Here is a 15,064-nt window from a genome sequence, read left to right as displayed (position 1 = left end):
CGCGGGGAACGAGATGATCCAGAGAGCGCCTATTGAAGCGTAATGCCGTTCACTTAAGCCTGCGTCTGCGCCGTTTATCGCCTCTCCCGTAAAACGGGCGAGGGGCGTCAGGCGCGCAGACCTTAAGTGAGTGGCATTACCTATCGAGACGCTGTTTTTTAAAACCGCACAGCCAGCCTGAGTCCGTTAAATGAGCAAGAACGCCGAATATTCAGCGGTCAACGATGTGGTGCAGAACAACTTCTTCTCGCGGGTCTGGCAGCTCACGGCGTCCTACTGGCGTAGTGAAGAAAAGGCCATGGCCTGGCTGCTGCTGGTCGTGGTGATAGCGCTGTCGCTGGTCGGCGTGGCCATCTCGGTGGCGGTCAACAGTTGGTACCGCGAGTTCTACAACGCGCTGCAGAACAAGGACCTGCCAGCCTTCACTCACCTGATCCTGTACTTCTGCGGGATTGCCGCGGTGGCGATTCTGGTGGCGGTCTATCGCCTGTACCTGACCCAGATGCTGACCATTCGCTGGCGGCGCTGGCTGACCGAACAGCATTTCGACGCCTGGCTCGCGCACAAGAACTTCTACCGCCTGGAGCAGCGCGGCTACACCGACAACCCCGACCAGCGCCTGGCCGAGGACTTGAACAGTTTCACCGACAGCACCTTGGGCCTGGGCCTGGGGCTGATCCGCAATGTGGTCAGCCTGGTGTCGTTTTCGGTGATCCTCTGGGGCGTGTCGGGCAGCATCGAAGTCTTCGGTATCGAGATACCCGGCTACATGTTCTGGGCCGCCTTGCTCTATGCGATGGTCGGCAGCTGGCTGGTGCATCTGGTCGCGCGCCGGTTGATCGGCCTGAACAACCGCCAGCAGCGCTTCGAGGCCGACTTGCGTTTCGGCCTGGTGCGCATCCGCGAAAATGCCGAGAGCATTGCCCTCTACAACGGTGAGGCCAACGAGCAGCAACGGCTGATGACGCGTTTCCACAGTGTCTGGAGCAACTTCTGGCAACTGATGAAGGTGCAGAAGCGCCTGACCTTTTTCAGCGCCGGCTATTCGCAGATCGCGATCATCTTCCCGTTGGTGGTCGCCGCGCCGCGCTACTTCGCCGGCAAGATCCAGCTCGGCGATCTGATGCAGATCAACTCGGCGTTCGGCAATGTGCAGGAGAGCATGAGCTGGTTCATCGACGCCTACGCCAGCCTGGCGGCCTGGCGCGCCACCTGCGACCGGATTCTGAGCTTCCGTCAGGCGCTGGCCGAGGGCGCAGCCCTGGAGCAGGCGCCGGCCATACGCCTGCAGCCCGCGACGCAGGAGCTGGCGCTCGATGGCCTGCAACTGGGTCTGGCCGATGGCCGCATACTGCTCGACCCGACCTCGTTGCGCATCGCTCCCGGCGAGCACGTGCTGATCAGCGGTGCTTCGGGCAGCGGCAAGAGCACCTTGCTGCGCGCGTTGAGCGGGCTCTGGCCATTCGGCAGCGGCGCCCTGAGCCTACCGGACAGCAGCCTGTTCCTGCCGCAGAAGCCCTATCTGCCGATTGGCAGCCTGCGCGCGGCCTTGAGTTACCCCGAGAGCGGCGAACGCTACCCGCCGGAGCGCCTGGAGCAGGTACTGCGTGACTGCCGGCTGGAGCATCTGGTCGCCCGTCTGGACTTGGAGGACCACTGGGAGCGCGTGCTCTCGCCCGGCGAGCAGCAGCGCCTGGCGATTGCCCGCGCCTTGCTGGTGGCGCCGCGCTGGTTGTTCCTCGATGAAGCGACTTCCGCCCTCGACGAGGTCGACGAGGCGGCGCTCTACCAATTGCTGACCGATCAGTTACCCCATACCAGCCTGATCAGTATCGGTCACCGTTCCAGCCTGAAGCGCTTCCATGGGCGGCAACTGCGCCTGGAAAATCGCCAACTGGTGCAAGCGCCGGCGGTGGTGCTGGCGTAAGCCGGCTAGCCCGGTGCGCTCAGCGCACCGGCTGTCGCTCGGCGTCGCAAGATTCGGGCTGGTATGCGTTGGCGTTGTGGCTGACATATCATTAGCCCCCTAACGACATCGTTCTGGGTTCGGCGCACCACATGCTTGCGATCATCACTGCAACCCTCGGCATTACCGCCCCGGTTTTCGCCATGCTGTTTCTCGGCGTGCTGCTCAAGCGCCTGGGGCTGATCGATGCGGCGTTCATCGGCACGGCATCGGCGCTGGTGTTCAGTGTCAGCATGCCGGTCATGCTGTTTCTCGCCATCCTCCACGCCGATCTGCGCACTGCCTTGCAGCCGGCGGTACTGGGCTATTTCGTCGTGGCGACCGTGCTCGGTTTTCTCATTGCCTGGGGGTGGGCGATCTGGCGTTGCCCGGAGGCCGACCGCGGGGTTTATACCCAGGGCGCCTTTCGCGGCAACAACGGCATCGTCGGCCTGGCGCTGGCGACCAGCCTGTACGGCGACTACGGCTTGTCCCTGGGCGGGGTGCTGGCCGGGGTGGTGATCCTGTCCTACAACAGCCTGTCGGCTGTGGTGTTGGCGATCTACAGCCCGAGCTCCAAGTCGGATGCCTGGAGCATCATCAAGAGCATCCTGCGCAACCCGTTGATCATCGGTGTGCTCACGGCCATGCCCTTCGCCTACTGGCGGATCGGCCTGCCGGCCTGGCTGACCACCTCCGGTGAGTACCTCGCGCAGTTGACCCTGCCGCTGGCGCTGATCTGCATCGGCGGCACCCTGTCACTGGCTTCGCTGCGGGCCAGCAGTGGCTTGGCCATCAGCGCCAGCCTGATGAAGATGATCTGGTTGCCGCTGCTCAGCACCCTGGGGGCTTTCCTCTGCGGTTTCCGTGGTGCCGAGCTGGGCATCCTGTTTCTCTACTTCGCCAGCCCCACCGCCGCCGCCAGCTTCGTCATGGCCAAGGCGGTGGGCGGCAACCACGAGCTGGCCGCGGCGATCATCGTCATCACCACCCTGGCGGCGGCGGTGACCAGCAATATCGGCATCTTCGTTCTGCAGTGGGGCGGCTGGATCTGAGCCCAAAGCGGCTTCGCCATGGGCCTGAGCGCTTGAGTATGGGTAGTTTGTGGCTCGCTCAGCGTTTCCAGCGCGGGTAGCCGGCATGCATTGGTTGTAAGGCGGAGTGGTAGCCGTTACGCTTGCCGACTTTGCGCCGTTAAAGGATTAATCATGCGCATCCCGCTGTTGCTATTGTGCTGGGCCTTGCGTGTGCCGAGCGCGGTGGCAGATCCCTCGACCACTCTCGACGGACCGGTTGCAGGCTGGCGTTATTCCGGCCTGCTCGATCGCACGGAAGGCGCACGCGTGGCGTATCCCACGCCACCCATCGACCGCGGCGCGCAACGCAATCGCAGCATGATCGAAGGCCAGTTGCAGGGCTTGGCCGGCGTTCGTCAACCGCACCGCCTGGTGGTCAACGGCAACCCTCTACCCCTCTATACCGATGAGCAGGGCCGTTTCGCCCGTCCTTACAACGTTGGCGCCGGCTCCAACGGCGTCGAGCTGCTCAGCGGCGACGGGCAGTCGCTCAAGCGTGTGCAATTCTACGAAGCCAACATCAGCAAAACGCCCGCGCGGGTGCGTATCGTCCTGGGCTGGGACGATCCGAAAGCCGAACTCGACCTGCATGTGCTGACTCCAGACGGCCAGCATGCCTTCTGGGCCGCTCCGGTGATGAGCAATGGCGGTGGCCTCGATGTCGACAGCGTCGACGGCCCCGGCCCGGAAATGTTCACCATGACCGCACCGCTGCACGGCGCCTACCTGGTCTACGTGAACTACTGGGGCAACCTGAACAGTCAGGGTTACAACTTCAAAGAAGGCAGTAACCAGAACGAAGTCATCACCTCGCAGATCAGCCTGGTCTTCAACGAAAACACACCGAACGAAAAGCGCGAGACCTTCGTGGTGCCGTTGCGCGGTATCGGCGATCTGCAACTGATCAAGTCCTTCAACTATTGATGTTCCCGTCGCACGGATGAATTGGGGTTTGGATACATGAGCGAGAACATTGCACCCGAAGCCGCTAACAGCAGCAGCGCCAGCGCTGGCGTAACCGAGGCCAGCAAGCCGTCCGGGCCTCTGCGCAGGTTGTTGATCGGTCTGGGCATTGCCCTGCCGCTGGCTGCCGGTGCCGGGGTCATCGCCTGGTTGCAGCAGCACGCGCAGCCGGCCCGTGAGCTGGCCGCGCACAGTGTGCTGCAGCTTGATCTGGGCCGCCCCGATGCGCTGATCGAGAGCAACTCGCTGAGCCGTCTGCCCAAGGATTTGCTGGCCGTGCCGTTGCTGCGCGACACCCTGACCGAGGACTTCGTCTTCTATTACGAGTCCAACCCGGACCGCCTCGGCCTGACCGGCAGCCTGCGGCGGATCATCTACGAGCATGACCTGCAACTGCAGGACACGCTGCTCGATCAATTACTCGACCAGCCGGCGGACGTGGCCCTGTGGCGCGGTGCCGACGGTAAGCTCAAGCACTTCCTGCTGCTGATGGACCGTGGCGGCCTGGCGCGGTTGCTGGAGCCCCTGGCCCACGTCGCGGCTGACGATACCCAGCTGCATCAAGTCGGCGAGCTGCGTGTCGATGGCGACCCGGTGCCGCTTTACCGCTTGCGTTACAACGGCGAGCGCTCGCTGCTGTTCGCGACCTATGGCGACAAGCTGCTGGTGCTGTCCAGCGCCGGCATGCTGTTGGATGGCGATTATGAGGGCGCGCTGCTGGCCCGCGAGGCCACCGCCAGGGTCGAGGCGCTGCTGGAAGGCGACAACCCATTCCCCGAGCGTTTTGGCCTGAAGGAGCGTGGCGAGGTGACGCAGCGTGTTTCCTTCAGTTCCGACTACCTGGCCATGGGTTATCAGCGGTTTATTCCAACCTTCGCCGGCCTGCGTTTCGAGATGGACGACAAGGGCTGGCACAGCTTCCTCGCGCTGAACGACAGCGAAGACCGCAGCAGCCTTGACTTCGTCCCGGTCTGGCGCGCCATGCCAATGGGCGCCAGCGTCTGCGTGGCCTTGCCGGTAGCGCCGAGCGTGCATGAGAAAATGCTTGCCAAGGTCGGCGCCGAAGAGGCCGTGGCGAAAGAGTTGGCCAGCCACCTGACCGGCGCCGCCGGCCTTTGCTGGTACGCCGACTCGCGCCTGCACAGCCCGCTGCTGGTGGGCCAGTTGGACGATTCCGCGGGTGACGCGCTGGATACCGACCTGGGCAAGCTGTTCGGCTCGGTGATCGGTTCCTGGGAAGCCAATGTCGAAGGCGGCGTGTTCCCGGTCAATGCCGAGGCGCAAGGCGCAACCAGCAAGTGGCAGCGCGATGTCAGCTCCAACTTCGGCCAGTACGCCGCCAGCGCCGCCGAACAGCCCGATGCGGTGGCGGCCAAGGGTTACTTCCGTATCAGCCTGGCCCGGCATGGCTCGACGCTGTTGTTCTCGCTGGATGACCGTCTGGTGAACAAAGCGTTGGATACCCTCGATAAACGCTTCCCACCGCTGGCCGAAGTGCTGCCCCGGGATGCCGTGGTCCCGGCTTATCTGGCGCCGGACATGCTCTCGACGCTGTTCGAACAGGAAGCCCTCGACAGCCTACCTGCGGACATGGAGCCGGTGTTCCGTAACGCCGCGCAGACCCACCTGCTGCCGAAATTGAAGGCCCTGGCCGGGCATAACAAATACGCCCTGACCTTGCCGGCGACAACCGAAGCCGGCGAGCCCTGGCAGTGGCTGCCGCTGGAGTGGCGCGCACTGTGAGACCGCTGCCGTTCGCCGCTGCCCTATGGTTGCTGGTTTGCAGCCTACTGGCGCATGCGCATAGCACCACGCCGGCGGCCCTGGATGCCGAGCAGTCCCAGGTGTTTCGCGCCTGGTTCGTGCGCATCGCCCAGGAACAATTGCGCCAGGGCCCCAGCCCGCGCTGGCATCAGCAGGACTGTGCCGGCCTGGTGCGCTTCGCCGCCAACGAGGCACTGAAGATCCATGACGCCAAGTGGCTGCGCAGCAATGGCCTGTCCAACCGCTACCTGCCGCCGGAGCTGGAGTTGCAGGAAGGTCAGCGCAGCCTGGCGCAACAGTGGCAGCAGGGCGGCGGCAAGGTCGGCCCTTACGTCAACGCAATCAAACTGATCCAGTACAACAGCAACTTCCTCGGCCGCGACCTCAATCAGGCGCGTCCGGGTGATCTGATTTTCTTCGACCAGGGCGACGAGCAGCATCTGATGATCTGGATGGGCCGAGAAATCGCTTACCACACCGGCACCACCACGCCGACCGATAACGGCATGCGTTCGGTTAGCGTGCAACAACTCATGACATGGAAGGACACCCGATGGATACCCGACGAAGCCAATCCCAATTTTATCGGCATCTATCGGCTGCATTTCCTCGCGCGATGAAGACCGCCAACTTGCATGGCCTGGCCTTGCTCGCCGCCTTGTTGCTGCCATTTGGCAGCCCGCAGGCCGAAGACAGCGTGGAGCCCAGCGGTTATATGCCGCTGAGCGGCGAGTCGTTCTTCCTGCTGGCCGACAGCAGCTTCGCCACCGATGAAGTGGCCCAGGTGCGCTTGGAAGCGCCGGGTCGTGACTACCGCCGCTATCGCATGGAACCCTACGGCGGCGTGGACATGCGCGTGTACCGCATCGACCAGCCGCTGGAGTTTCTCAAGCGGCAGAAGAACCTGCACCGGGTGGTCGCCGAGGGGCAGTTCAAGGGCGAGGGCCTGGCCAACACCCTGTCCTACCTGTGGGACAACTGGTACCACAAGTCACGTCGGGTGATGCAGCGCGCCTTCTCCTACGAGTCACGCAAGCAGGTCACCGAAGAAGCACCCGAGCTGAAGATGGGCTCGGCCATCGCCGCGCCGACCCAATTCGAAGCGCAGCCGCAGTTCGCGCCGATGAAGGGTCTGCCGCTGGTCGCCCAGTTCCGCTACCCGCTGTGGGACGCCAAGCCGATCCAGCCGTCCAAGAGCGTCGAGCTGGCCGGTTCGTCCAGTGACTTCGTCACCGTCAACCCGGGCAACGTCTATATCCCCCTGGGCAAGCTCAAGCCCGGCCTGTACCTGGTGGAAGCCCTGGTGGGTAAATTCCGCGCCACCACCATGGTCTTCGTCTCCAACACGGTGGCGGTCAGCAAGATTGCCGGCGACCAGTTGCTGGTCTGGACCGCGCGCAAACATGAAGGCAGTGCCGTGGCCAATGCCAAGGTGCTGTGGAGCGATGGCCTCGGCGTGATGAGTAGCGGTAGCACCGATACCCAGGGCCTGCTGCGCCTGCAACACGCCAGCCCCGAGCGCTCGTATGTGCTGGGCCAGGATGAAGAGGGCGGGGTGTTCGTCTCCGAGAACTTCTATTACGACAGCGAAATCTACGACACCAAACTCTATGCCTTCACCGACCGTCCGCTGTATCGACCGGGCGATTGGGTGGAAGTGAAAATCCTCGGTCGCGAATTCAAGAACGCCCGCGATTCGGTGGCGCCGACCAGCGCGCCAGTCAAACTGACGGTGCTCGACGCCAACGGCACGGCCTTGCAGACCCTCGACCTGGCCATGGATTCCAAGGCCGGCAGCCAGGGCCGCTTTCAGTTGCCGGAAAACGCCGTGGCCGGTGGCTATGAGTTGCGCTTCGCTTACCGCGACCAGCAGTACAGCAGCGCCTTCCGTGTCGCCGACTACATTAAGCCGCACTTCGAAATTGTCCTGGATCTGGCCAAACCGGACTTCCGCACCGGTGAGGCGGTGACCGGCAACCTGGTGCTGCTCTACCCGGACGGCAAGCCAGTCAAGGATGCGCGCCTGCAACTGACCCTGCGCGCCCAGCAACTGTCGATGATCGACAACGAATTGCAGTACCTCGGCCAATTCCCGGTGGAACTCAGCACGGCCGAGTTGACCACCGACAGCCAAGGTCGTGCGCAGCTCAACCTGCCGGCTGCCGACAAGCCCAGCCGTTACCTGCTGACCGTGTTCGCCAGCGACGGTGCGGCCTATCGGGTCAAGACCAGTAAGGAAATCCTCATCGAACGTGGTGCCGCGCGTTATCGCCTGAGCGCCCCGCAACGCTTCAGTGCCACCGGCGAGAAAGTCGCCTTCAGCTACCGCAGCGAACAGGCTACTGAATTCAAGCCTGCAAGCTATGAATGGGTCCGTCTGGAAGACCAAAACAAGGACAGCGGCAAGCTGGCCGCCGATGCCCAGGGCTTCGACCTGGCCTTCGAACGTCCGGGCAGCTACAGCATCACCCTCAAGGACGAACACGGGCTGATCCTCGGCGCCACCGGCCATTCGGTGAGCGGAGAGGGCGTCAAGGCGGTGGCTGGCACTATCGAGATAGTGCTGGATAAAAGTGAATACCAGGCCGGCGACGAAGCCCTGGCATTGATCACCTTTCCCGAACCGGTCAGCGATGCGCTGTTCACCCTTGAGCGCGACCAGGTAGAGGCCACCGCGCTGCTATCCAAGGGCGGCGATTGGCTCAAGCTGGAAAAATTCAGCGACACTCAGTACCGCGCACGGATTGTAGTCACCGAGCGGTTCTCGCCGAACCTGACCTTTTCCGCGCTGTATACCAAGGGCGGCGATTACAGCTTTCAGAACGCCGGGATCAAGGTCGCGGCGCCGCAGATCGATATCGACATCGCCGCCGACAAGGAGCAGTACCAGCCGGGCGAGTTGGTCACCATCGACCTGACCACCCGCTTCGCCGGCCAGCCGGCGGGCACGCGCCTGACCGTCAGCGTGGTGGATGAAATGATTTACGCCCTGCAGCCGGAAATCGCGCCGAGCATCGACCAGTTCTTCTACCACCCACGCCGCAACAATGTGCGCACCAGCGCCAGCCTGTCGTTCATCAGCTACGACGTGGCGCTGCCGGGCTCACCCACGGCGCCGGGCAAAGCCAACCGCAGCGATCGCAGTGTCAAGGTGCTGGAACGCCCGCGCCGCGAAGAAGTCGATACCGCCGCCTGGCAACCCGACCTGGTGACGGATGCCGACGGCAAGGCGCGCCTGACCTTCCGCATGCCCGATTCCCTGACCCGCTGGCGCATCACCGCGTGGGCGGTGAACGACAGCGGCAAGGTCGGGCAGAAGAAACAATTCGTCCGCTCGGAAAAACCGCTGTACCTGAAGTGGAGCGGCCCGACCCAGTTCCGCGCCGGTGATCAGCCAGCCATGGGCATCTTCGTCTTCAACCAGGGCGAGCAGGCCGCCAAGGCCGAGTTGCTGACCCGCTACAACGGCCAGGAACAACGCACGGCGGTGGAACTGGACAAGGGCATCAACTACTTGCCACTGCCGACCAGCGCGGTGGTGGCCGGCGATTGGAGCGCCGAGCTGTTGCAGGACGGCAAGCCGGTGGACGCCCTCGCGGTCAAGCTGCGGGTAGTTGGCGCCGGTTGGCAGGACCTGCAAACCCAGCGCCTGCTGGCCAATGCCGGCGCCAATCCGTTGGGCCTGCCGAGCGATGCCAGCGAGATCAGCCTGCGTCTGGACGACAGCGCCCAGGCGCTGTTCAACAGCAACCTCGATGACCTGCTGGAATATCCTTATGGCTGCGTCGAGCAGACCGCCAGTCGCCTGCTGCCGCTGAGTCTGGCCTATCCGACACTGGCCAAGGGCGAGGCGCGGATTGGTGATCGCCTGCGCCTGATCATGCAGAACAGTCGCTTGCGTCTGGTGCAGATGGCCGGGCCGGAAGCCTTGTTTACCTGGTGGGGCGAAGGCGCCGAGCCGGATGCCTTCCTCACGGCCTACGCCTATTACGCCGATTGGCATGCCAGCCGTGCCCTGGAACTGAGCCTGCCGCCGGAGCACTGGCAGCGGGTGCTGGATGTCTACGCCAAGCAGGCTGCGACCACGCCGCTGTTGCAGCGCGCGCTGATCCTGGCATTCGCCAGGGACATGCAACTGCCGGTGGCCACCCTGCTGGAAGGGCTGATGGCCGACCTGGCCAACACTGATACCCAGGCGAATGCCACTGCGGACGCTCAGCCAGAGGCCGAAGCCGAGGCAGCGGCAGTCGCAGTCGCCAGTGCGGATGCCGAGGTCACTGCCAGGACCGATGTCGCCAGCGTGCAGCCCGCCGAGAGCGAGACGACCCCGAGCGATGACGGCGAAACCAGCTTGATCATGGCTGCACCGAATTCGAAGCTGGGCCTGGCAGTGGCGCGGGTGTTGACTGCCGCCCTCGCCAGCCAGGGCAAGGTGGCCTTGCCCGAGGCTTTCGCCGCCCAGTTGCAGCCGGCCAAGGATATCGTCGCCGCCAGTAACCATCCCTTCGTTGCAACCTTGAAACTCAAGCTGGCGCCGCTGGATCAGGCGCAAGCCAAAGCCCTGCTGCAACGCCTGGCACCCGAGCAATCGACCCTGGAACGGGCCTTGGCCCTGACCTGGCTGCAAGGTGCTGTCGCCGATGCTGCGCAGGACACTGCGCTGACACCGGGCGAAGGCTGGCAGGCCGAGCAGCGGCCGAGCGGCGAAACCCAGTGGTTGTGGCGTGGCCAGGGCGTGCCAACCACGCTGGACTTGCCCGCTACCTTGGCCCGGCCGCTGGGCGTTGCCGTGAGCTTCCGCAGTGCGCAAGCCGCGCCGGGGGTGTTGCCGGTGACTGTCGATCGCCGTCTGTTGCGCCTGGTGCCGGGTGATAAGGCCTTCGAGTTCAGCGTCAAGGAGGTCGGCGACGAGCCAATTTCTGGCGACGATCTGTACCTCGACGAAGTGACCCTCGATACCGAGGAGGTTCGTGCCCTGCGTTACGGCCTGCTGGAAGTGCCGCTGCCACCGGGCGCGGACGTGGAGCGCACCACCTGGGGTATTCAGGTCAGCGGGCTGGGTTCGGAAGCAGCCGCGCCACTGGAAAAAGCCCGGCATGAGCCCGGTCAGTTGCTCTACGCGGTGCCGGTCGACAGCCTGCAAGGCTCGGTGACGGTTCGTCACTTGGTGCGCTTCTCGCAGAAAGGCCAGTTCTCCCTGCCGCCTGCCCGCTACGTGCGCATGTACGCGCCGCAGGACCAGGCGCTGGAAAACGAGCCGGCCTACGGTCAGTTGAAGGTCGAGTAAGGCATGCGCCTGCTCTGGCTGCTGGTGCTGTTTCCCCTGCTCGCCAGAGCGGGGGAGGCACCCTTGCAGCTGGCGATTGGCCGTGCGCAAGGTGCCGAGTTGGTCCAGCTGAACCGTACTCAGGTGTTGTCGCGGGCGCCATTGCCCGACACGTTGCAGACGCCGCTGGGCAGCCTGTGGAAGCTGTTCGTCTACGCCTACCTGGTGGACAGCGGTCGCGTTGATAACGGTTACACCTGCAAGGGCCAGGATCGCGACGAGGTCTATTGCTGCAGTCCGGGTGATCACATCGAGCGCGAGCAGGCACTGACCCAGTCCTGCGGCCTGTATTTCGCTCCAGCCCATCTGGACCTCAACCCCGGCGAGTGGGCCCGCTACTGGCAGGCGCGCAATGCCCCGATCTGGTTGCGTGAGTTGCCCCAACTCAACCCCGAAACCCGAGTGCCGGTGGCGGAACTGCTGAATGTGCTGGCCACGCTGCCGGCCCAGGAACAGGCACGCAAGGCGCTGCTCGATGTGCTGCTCAACGCGCCTGAGGGCGTGACCCTCGCGGTCCTGGGTGGGCGCTTGCGGGTCAAGACCTGGAGCTGGCTGGCCGAGCGCGATGAGCAGGCGCGCCAGGGTGGTTTCGCCGGTTGGTTGGTGGATGGCACGCCGGTATGGGCTGGCGGCCCGGGCACCAGCCAGAGCATCCTCAAGGGTTACGCCGAATCGTTGAACAGTGCGTTACCCACGCCCTGGCCGGCGGAGGCGGGCGTCTGCGTCGAGGTCGAGCTGTTCGCCCGGTATCCGCTGCGCCAAGTGCGTCGACAGAATAGTGATCAGGCCGTCGCGTCGGGATCTCTGCGGGGGTTGTATGAAGTGGAGTTCGCTAACGGCAACCGCCTGCCGATTGAGAGTCGCGGTGAACTGTTCCTGGCCCGCACCGGCGATAACCTGCAACTGACTGCGCGCCTGGGGCGTGAGGATTACGTGGCCCGGGTTTTGGAGCGCGAGGCGTCGGCGCAACCGGCGGAAGCGGCCAAGGCCCTGGCGGTGGCGATTCGTACCTACCTGCTGCAGAGCGCTGGGCGCAGCGGCGATTGTCTGGCCATCGCCGACAGCAGCGCCAGCCAGCGCGTGGCGCCGCGCCCGGCCAGCGACGAGGCTCGGGCAATCGCCGCCTGGACCGCCGACCTGGTATTGGCCGGCAGCCCGGTCAACTATCACTCGGACAAGGCCGGGGCACAGCGCCTGTCCTGGCAGGACGCGGTGCAGCAGGCCGGCAGCGGGGTGCGCTATGACGCGATCCTGGCGCGGGCCTTTCCGCGCGCCAGCCTCAGCCGCTGGGACAAACCGGTGGCTGCTTGCCAGGCGCTGCCTGCTGCCGAGCAATGGTTGCGGGTACAGCGGCGCAATTGGCGGCCACTGCTCGATGTTGAACCTGGCTACAGCGACATCCAACAGTTCGCGGTGTGCCAGTTGGCGTCCGGCAAACCGCATGTCGACCGTGAGCGGCGACGTATTTTTGTCCGGGGCATGTTCTCCCTGCAGGATCGCCTGGACCTGACCCATGAATACCTGCACCTGGCCTTCGATGCGCATCCTAATGGCCAGGATGAAACCTACATCGAAGGCCTAGCCCGCCACTTGCTTCTGGAATAGCCCATGAGTGTTCGTCTGACTGATATCGCGTTGTTCCTGGCCTGCCTGCAGCCATTCGCCAGCTTGCAGGCGGCCGACGCCATCCAGATCGATACGCCGGTTGCCGGTTGGCGCAAGGGCTCGGGCGAGGGCGCGCACTTCATGCAGAAGGTCAATTACCCGGCTGCCTCGGTCAACAGTGCCGTCGACCAGGCCGATACGGCGCGCATCAGCGGCATGATCAAGGCCACGCCGAAGAACAGCAGCGATCCCGCCCGGCTGATCGTCAACGGCATCAGCATGCCGCTCAAGGTCCAGGAGGACGGCCGCTTCGACCGGCCGTTCGTGTTCCCGTCCGGCAGCAACAGCGTGGAAGTGCGCAGCCCCGCTGGCGAGCACAAGCGCCGGGTGCAGTTTTACAACAGCGGCAATGGCGAGACGGCGGCCAAGTTGCGGGTGGTGCTGTCCTGGGACAGTGATAACACTGACCTCGACCTGCATGTAGTGACCCCCGATGGCGGTCATGTCTGGTATGGCGAGCGGGCGCTGGCCAATGGTGGTGCGCTGGATGTCGATGTGACGACCGGCTACGGGCCGGAAATGTTCGCCTCGGCGACGCCGCTGAGCGGCGAGTACCTGGTGTACGTCAACTACTTCGGCGGTGGCTACAGCAGCGACGAGGGCGGCGCGCAAAGCCCGGCGCAGGTACTCACCACCGCTCAGGTTACGGTGATCAGCCAGGAAGGCACGGTCAACGAAAAGCAGGAGTCTTTCTTGGTACCGATGCGGGCCACCGGTGAGCTGACCATGGTGAAGCGTTTCAGCTACCGGTAATTCCTGGCACCAATTGTTGCGGTGCGCACGGCGTACCTACGGGTTTGATAGTCCTAAGGGCGGCGTGCGTAGCGGGACTGGTGATCAGGCTGTCGGCGCCTGCCAACTGTCGATCACTTCCTGTGCCGCACGGAAGGCGTCGATGGCCGCGGGCACGCCGGCATACACGGCGCAATGCAACAGCGCCTCGCGGATTTCTTCGACGCTACAGCCGTTGTTCAGCGCACCGCGCACATGGCCTTTCAGCTCTTGTGGGCATTTCAACGCGGTCAGCGCGGCGAGGGTGATCAGGCTGCGGGTCTTCAGCGGCAGGCCTTCGCGGGTCCAGACCGCGCCCCAGGCGTGTTCGTTGACGAAGTCCTGCAACGGCTGGGTGAATTCGCTGGCATTGCCCAGGGCGCGATCGACGAAGGCATCGCCCATCACCTGGCGGCGCATGTTCAGTCCGTCTGCGTGGTTGTCGCTCATACTCGTTTCCTTTCGGTTTTGCAGGCGTCGTCGCGTTGCCAGGCGCGCGCACTGCTGATGATCAGGATGACGGCCGTTATCGGCAGAACGTACCAGAGCATGGCGTCGCCGAGGATTTTATAGAACGGCCGGTTGGTCGCGAATAGCAGCAGGTAAGTGCTGTAGGCCAGGTAGTAGCCGAGCAGCAAGAGGCCATGCCAGCGCTCGAGGCGCGGGTTGGCGAACAGGATCGGCCAGCAGCCGACGGCCACGGCAAGCATCACCGGAAAGTCGAAGGCCAGGGCGTTGGGTGAGATCGACAGCCCGTGCGGCGCGAGCATCGATGTCAGACCGAGGACGCCGAGCAGATTGAATATGTTGCTGCCGATGATGTTGCCCACGGCGATATCGCGCTGGCCACGGAGCGCGGCGAGGATCGAGGTGGCGAGCTCGGGTAGCGATGTGCCGACGGCCACCACGCTCAGGCCGATTACCAGTTCCGAAAGGCCGAGGCTGCGCGCCAGGGTGACCGCACCCTGCACCGCCAGGTTCGAACCCGGCAGCAAAAGCAGCAGCCCGGCGCTGATCAGTACCAGGTCCAGCAGCCAGGCGAAGGGTTTGGCTGGCGTGGGCCGCTGCGCCGTGCTCGGGGCGTGGCGTGCGCGCAGGATCGAAAACAGGCTGTAAGCGATGAGCGCGCTAAACAGCAGGGCACCGTCCAGCCGGCTCAGGCGGCCATCCCAGGCCAGGGCATAAACCAGCAGGCTGGCCGCGATCAGCAGCGGTAGATGCAGGCGCGCCACCTGGCGCGGAATCAGCAGTGGGACTAGCAGCGCGCTGACGCCGAGAATCAGCAGGACAGTGGCGATGTTGCTGCCGATGACGTTACCCACGGCAATATCGCCGTGGCCGGCCAGGGCGGCTTGCACGTTGACCGCGGCTTCCGGTGCGCTGGTGCCGAAGGCGACCACGGTCAGGCCGATGACCAGGGGCGGGATGCCGAACTGTGCCGTCAGCCTGGCCGCGCCCCGCACCAACAGTTCTGCACCGACGACCAACAACAGCAGGCCGGCGAACAGATAAACAAGGCTCAGCACAGACATCTATGGGCTCTTCGGGAAAAAC

General features: G+C 64.3%; 10 protein-coding genes. 8 read left to right on the top strand and 2 right to left on the bottom strand.

Annotated elements, in window-relative coordinates:
- The first annotated feature begins 190 nt into the window (after positions 1–190).
- From AC3IYG_RS18310 to AC3IYG_RS18275, 8 genes are all read left to right on the top strand, one after another.
- The gene (locus AC3IYG_RS18310; RefSeq protein ID WP_489310829.1) at positions 191–1,927 is read left to right on the top strand and encodes an ABC transporter ATP-binding protein/permease; all 1,737 of its coding nucleotides are present in this window, start codon (positions 191–193) and stop codon (positions 1,925–1,927) included.
- 131 nt (positions 1,928–2,058) lie between these two features.
- Positions 2,059–3,000 carry an AEC family transporter gene (locus tag AC3IYG_RS18305; protein WP_489310827.1) on the top strand — a complete coding sequence of 314 codons (942 nt, stop codon included), beginning with the start codon at positions 2,059–2,061 and terminating at the stop codon, positions 2,998–3,000.
- 153 nt (positions 3,001–3,153) lie between these two features.
- Positions 3,154–3,945 carry a YfaP family protein gene (locus AC3IYG_RS18300; RefSeq protein ID WP_489310825.1) on the top strand — a complete coding sequence of 264 codons (792 nt, stop codon included), beginning with the start codon at positions 3,154–3,156 and terminating at the stop codon, positions 3,943–3,945.
- Positions 3,946–3,981: 36 nt separating this feature from the next.
- Positions 3,982–5,727, top strand: coding sequence for a DUF2138 domain-containing protein (locus AC3IYG_RS18295; protein ID WP_489310824.1), 1,746 nt, complete (start codon positions 3,982–3,984; stop codon positions 5,725–5,727).
- Entirely contained in the window at positions 5,724–6,368 is a 645-nt protein-coding gene (locus tag AC3IYG_RS18290; protein WP_489310822.1) for a DUF1175 domain-containing protein, read from the top strand. The genes AC3IYG_RS18295 and AC3IYG_RS18290 overlap by 4 nt, the downstream gene beginning before the upstream one ends.
- Positions 6,365–11,035 (top strand): alpha-2-macroglobulin family protein, encoded by a 4,671-nt coding sequence (locus tag AC3IYG_RS18285; protein WP_489310820.1) that lies wholly within the window; start codon positions 6,365–6,367, stop codon positions 11,033–11,035. Before AC3IYG_RS18290 ends, AC3IYG_RS18285 begins: the two co-directional genes overlap by 4 nt.
- Before the next feature lie 3 nt (positions 11,036–11,038).
- Positions 11,039–12,679 (top strand): DUF2300 domain-containing protein, encoded by a 1,641-nt coding sequence (locus tag AC3IYG_RS18280; RefSeq protein ID WP_489310818.1) that lies wholly within the window; start codon positions 11,039–11,041, stop codon positions 12,677–12,679.
- Positions 12,680–12,682: 3 nt separating this feature from the next.
- Complete coding sequence (locus AC3IYG_RS18275; protein WP_489310816.1) at positions 12,683–13,492, top strand: YfaP family protein; 810 nt, start codon at positions 12,683–12,685, stop codon at positions 13,490–13,492.
- Between the two features lie 84 nt (positions 13,493–13,576).
- Here the strand turns inward: AC3IYG_RS18275 and AC3IYG_RS18270 are convergent, their stop codons facing one another.
- Positions 13,577–13,960, bottom strand: a complete 384-nt coding sequence (locus tag AC3IYG_RS18270) for a carboxymuconolactone decarboxylase family protein (protein WP_489310814.1) — start codon at positions 13,958–13,960, stop codon at positions 13,577–13,579.
- Entirely contained in the window at positions 13,957–15,042 is a 1,086-nt protein-coding gene (locus AC3IYG_RS18265) for a calcium/sodium antiporter (protein WP_489310812.1), read from the bottom strand. Before AC3IYG_RS18265 ends, AC3IYG_RS18270 begins: the two co-directional genes overlap by 4 nt.
- Positions 15,043–15,064 lie beyond the last annotated feature (22 nt).

This window comes from Pseudomonas sp. KH_027 (genome assembly GCF_057838565.1).
The sequence above is the reverse complement of the archived record's forward strand: the minus strand, read 5'-3'. Positions and strand labels throughout refer to the sequence as shown.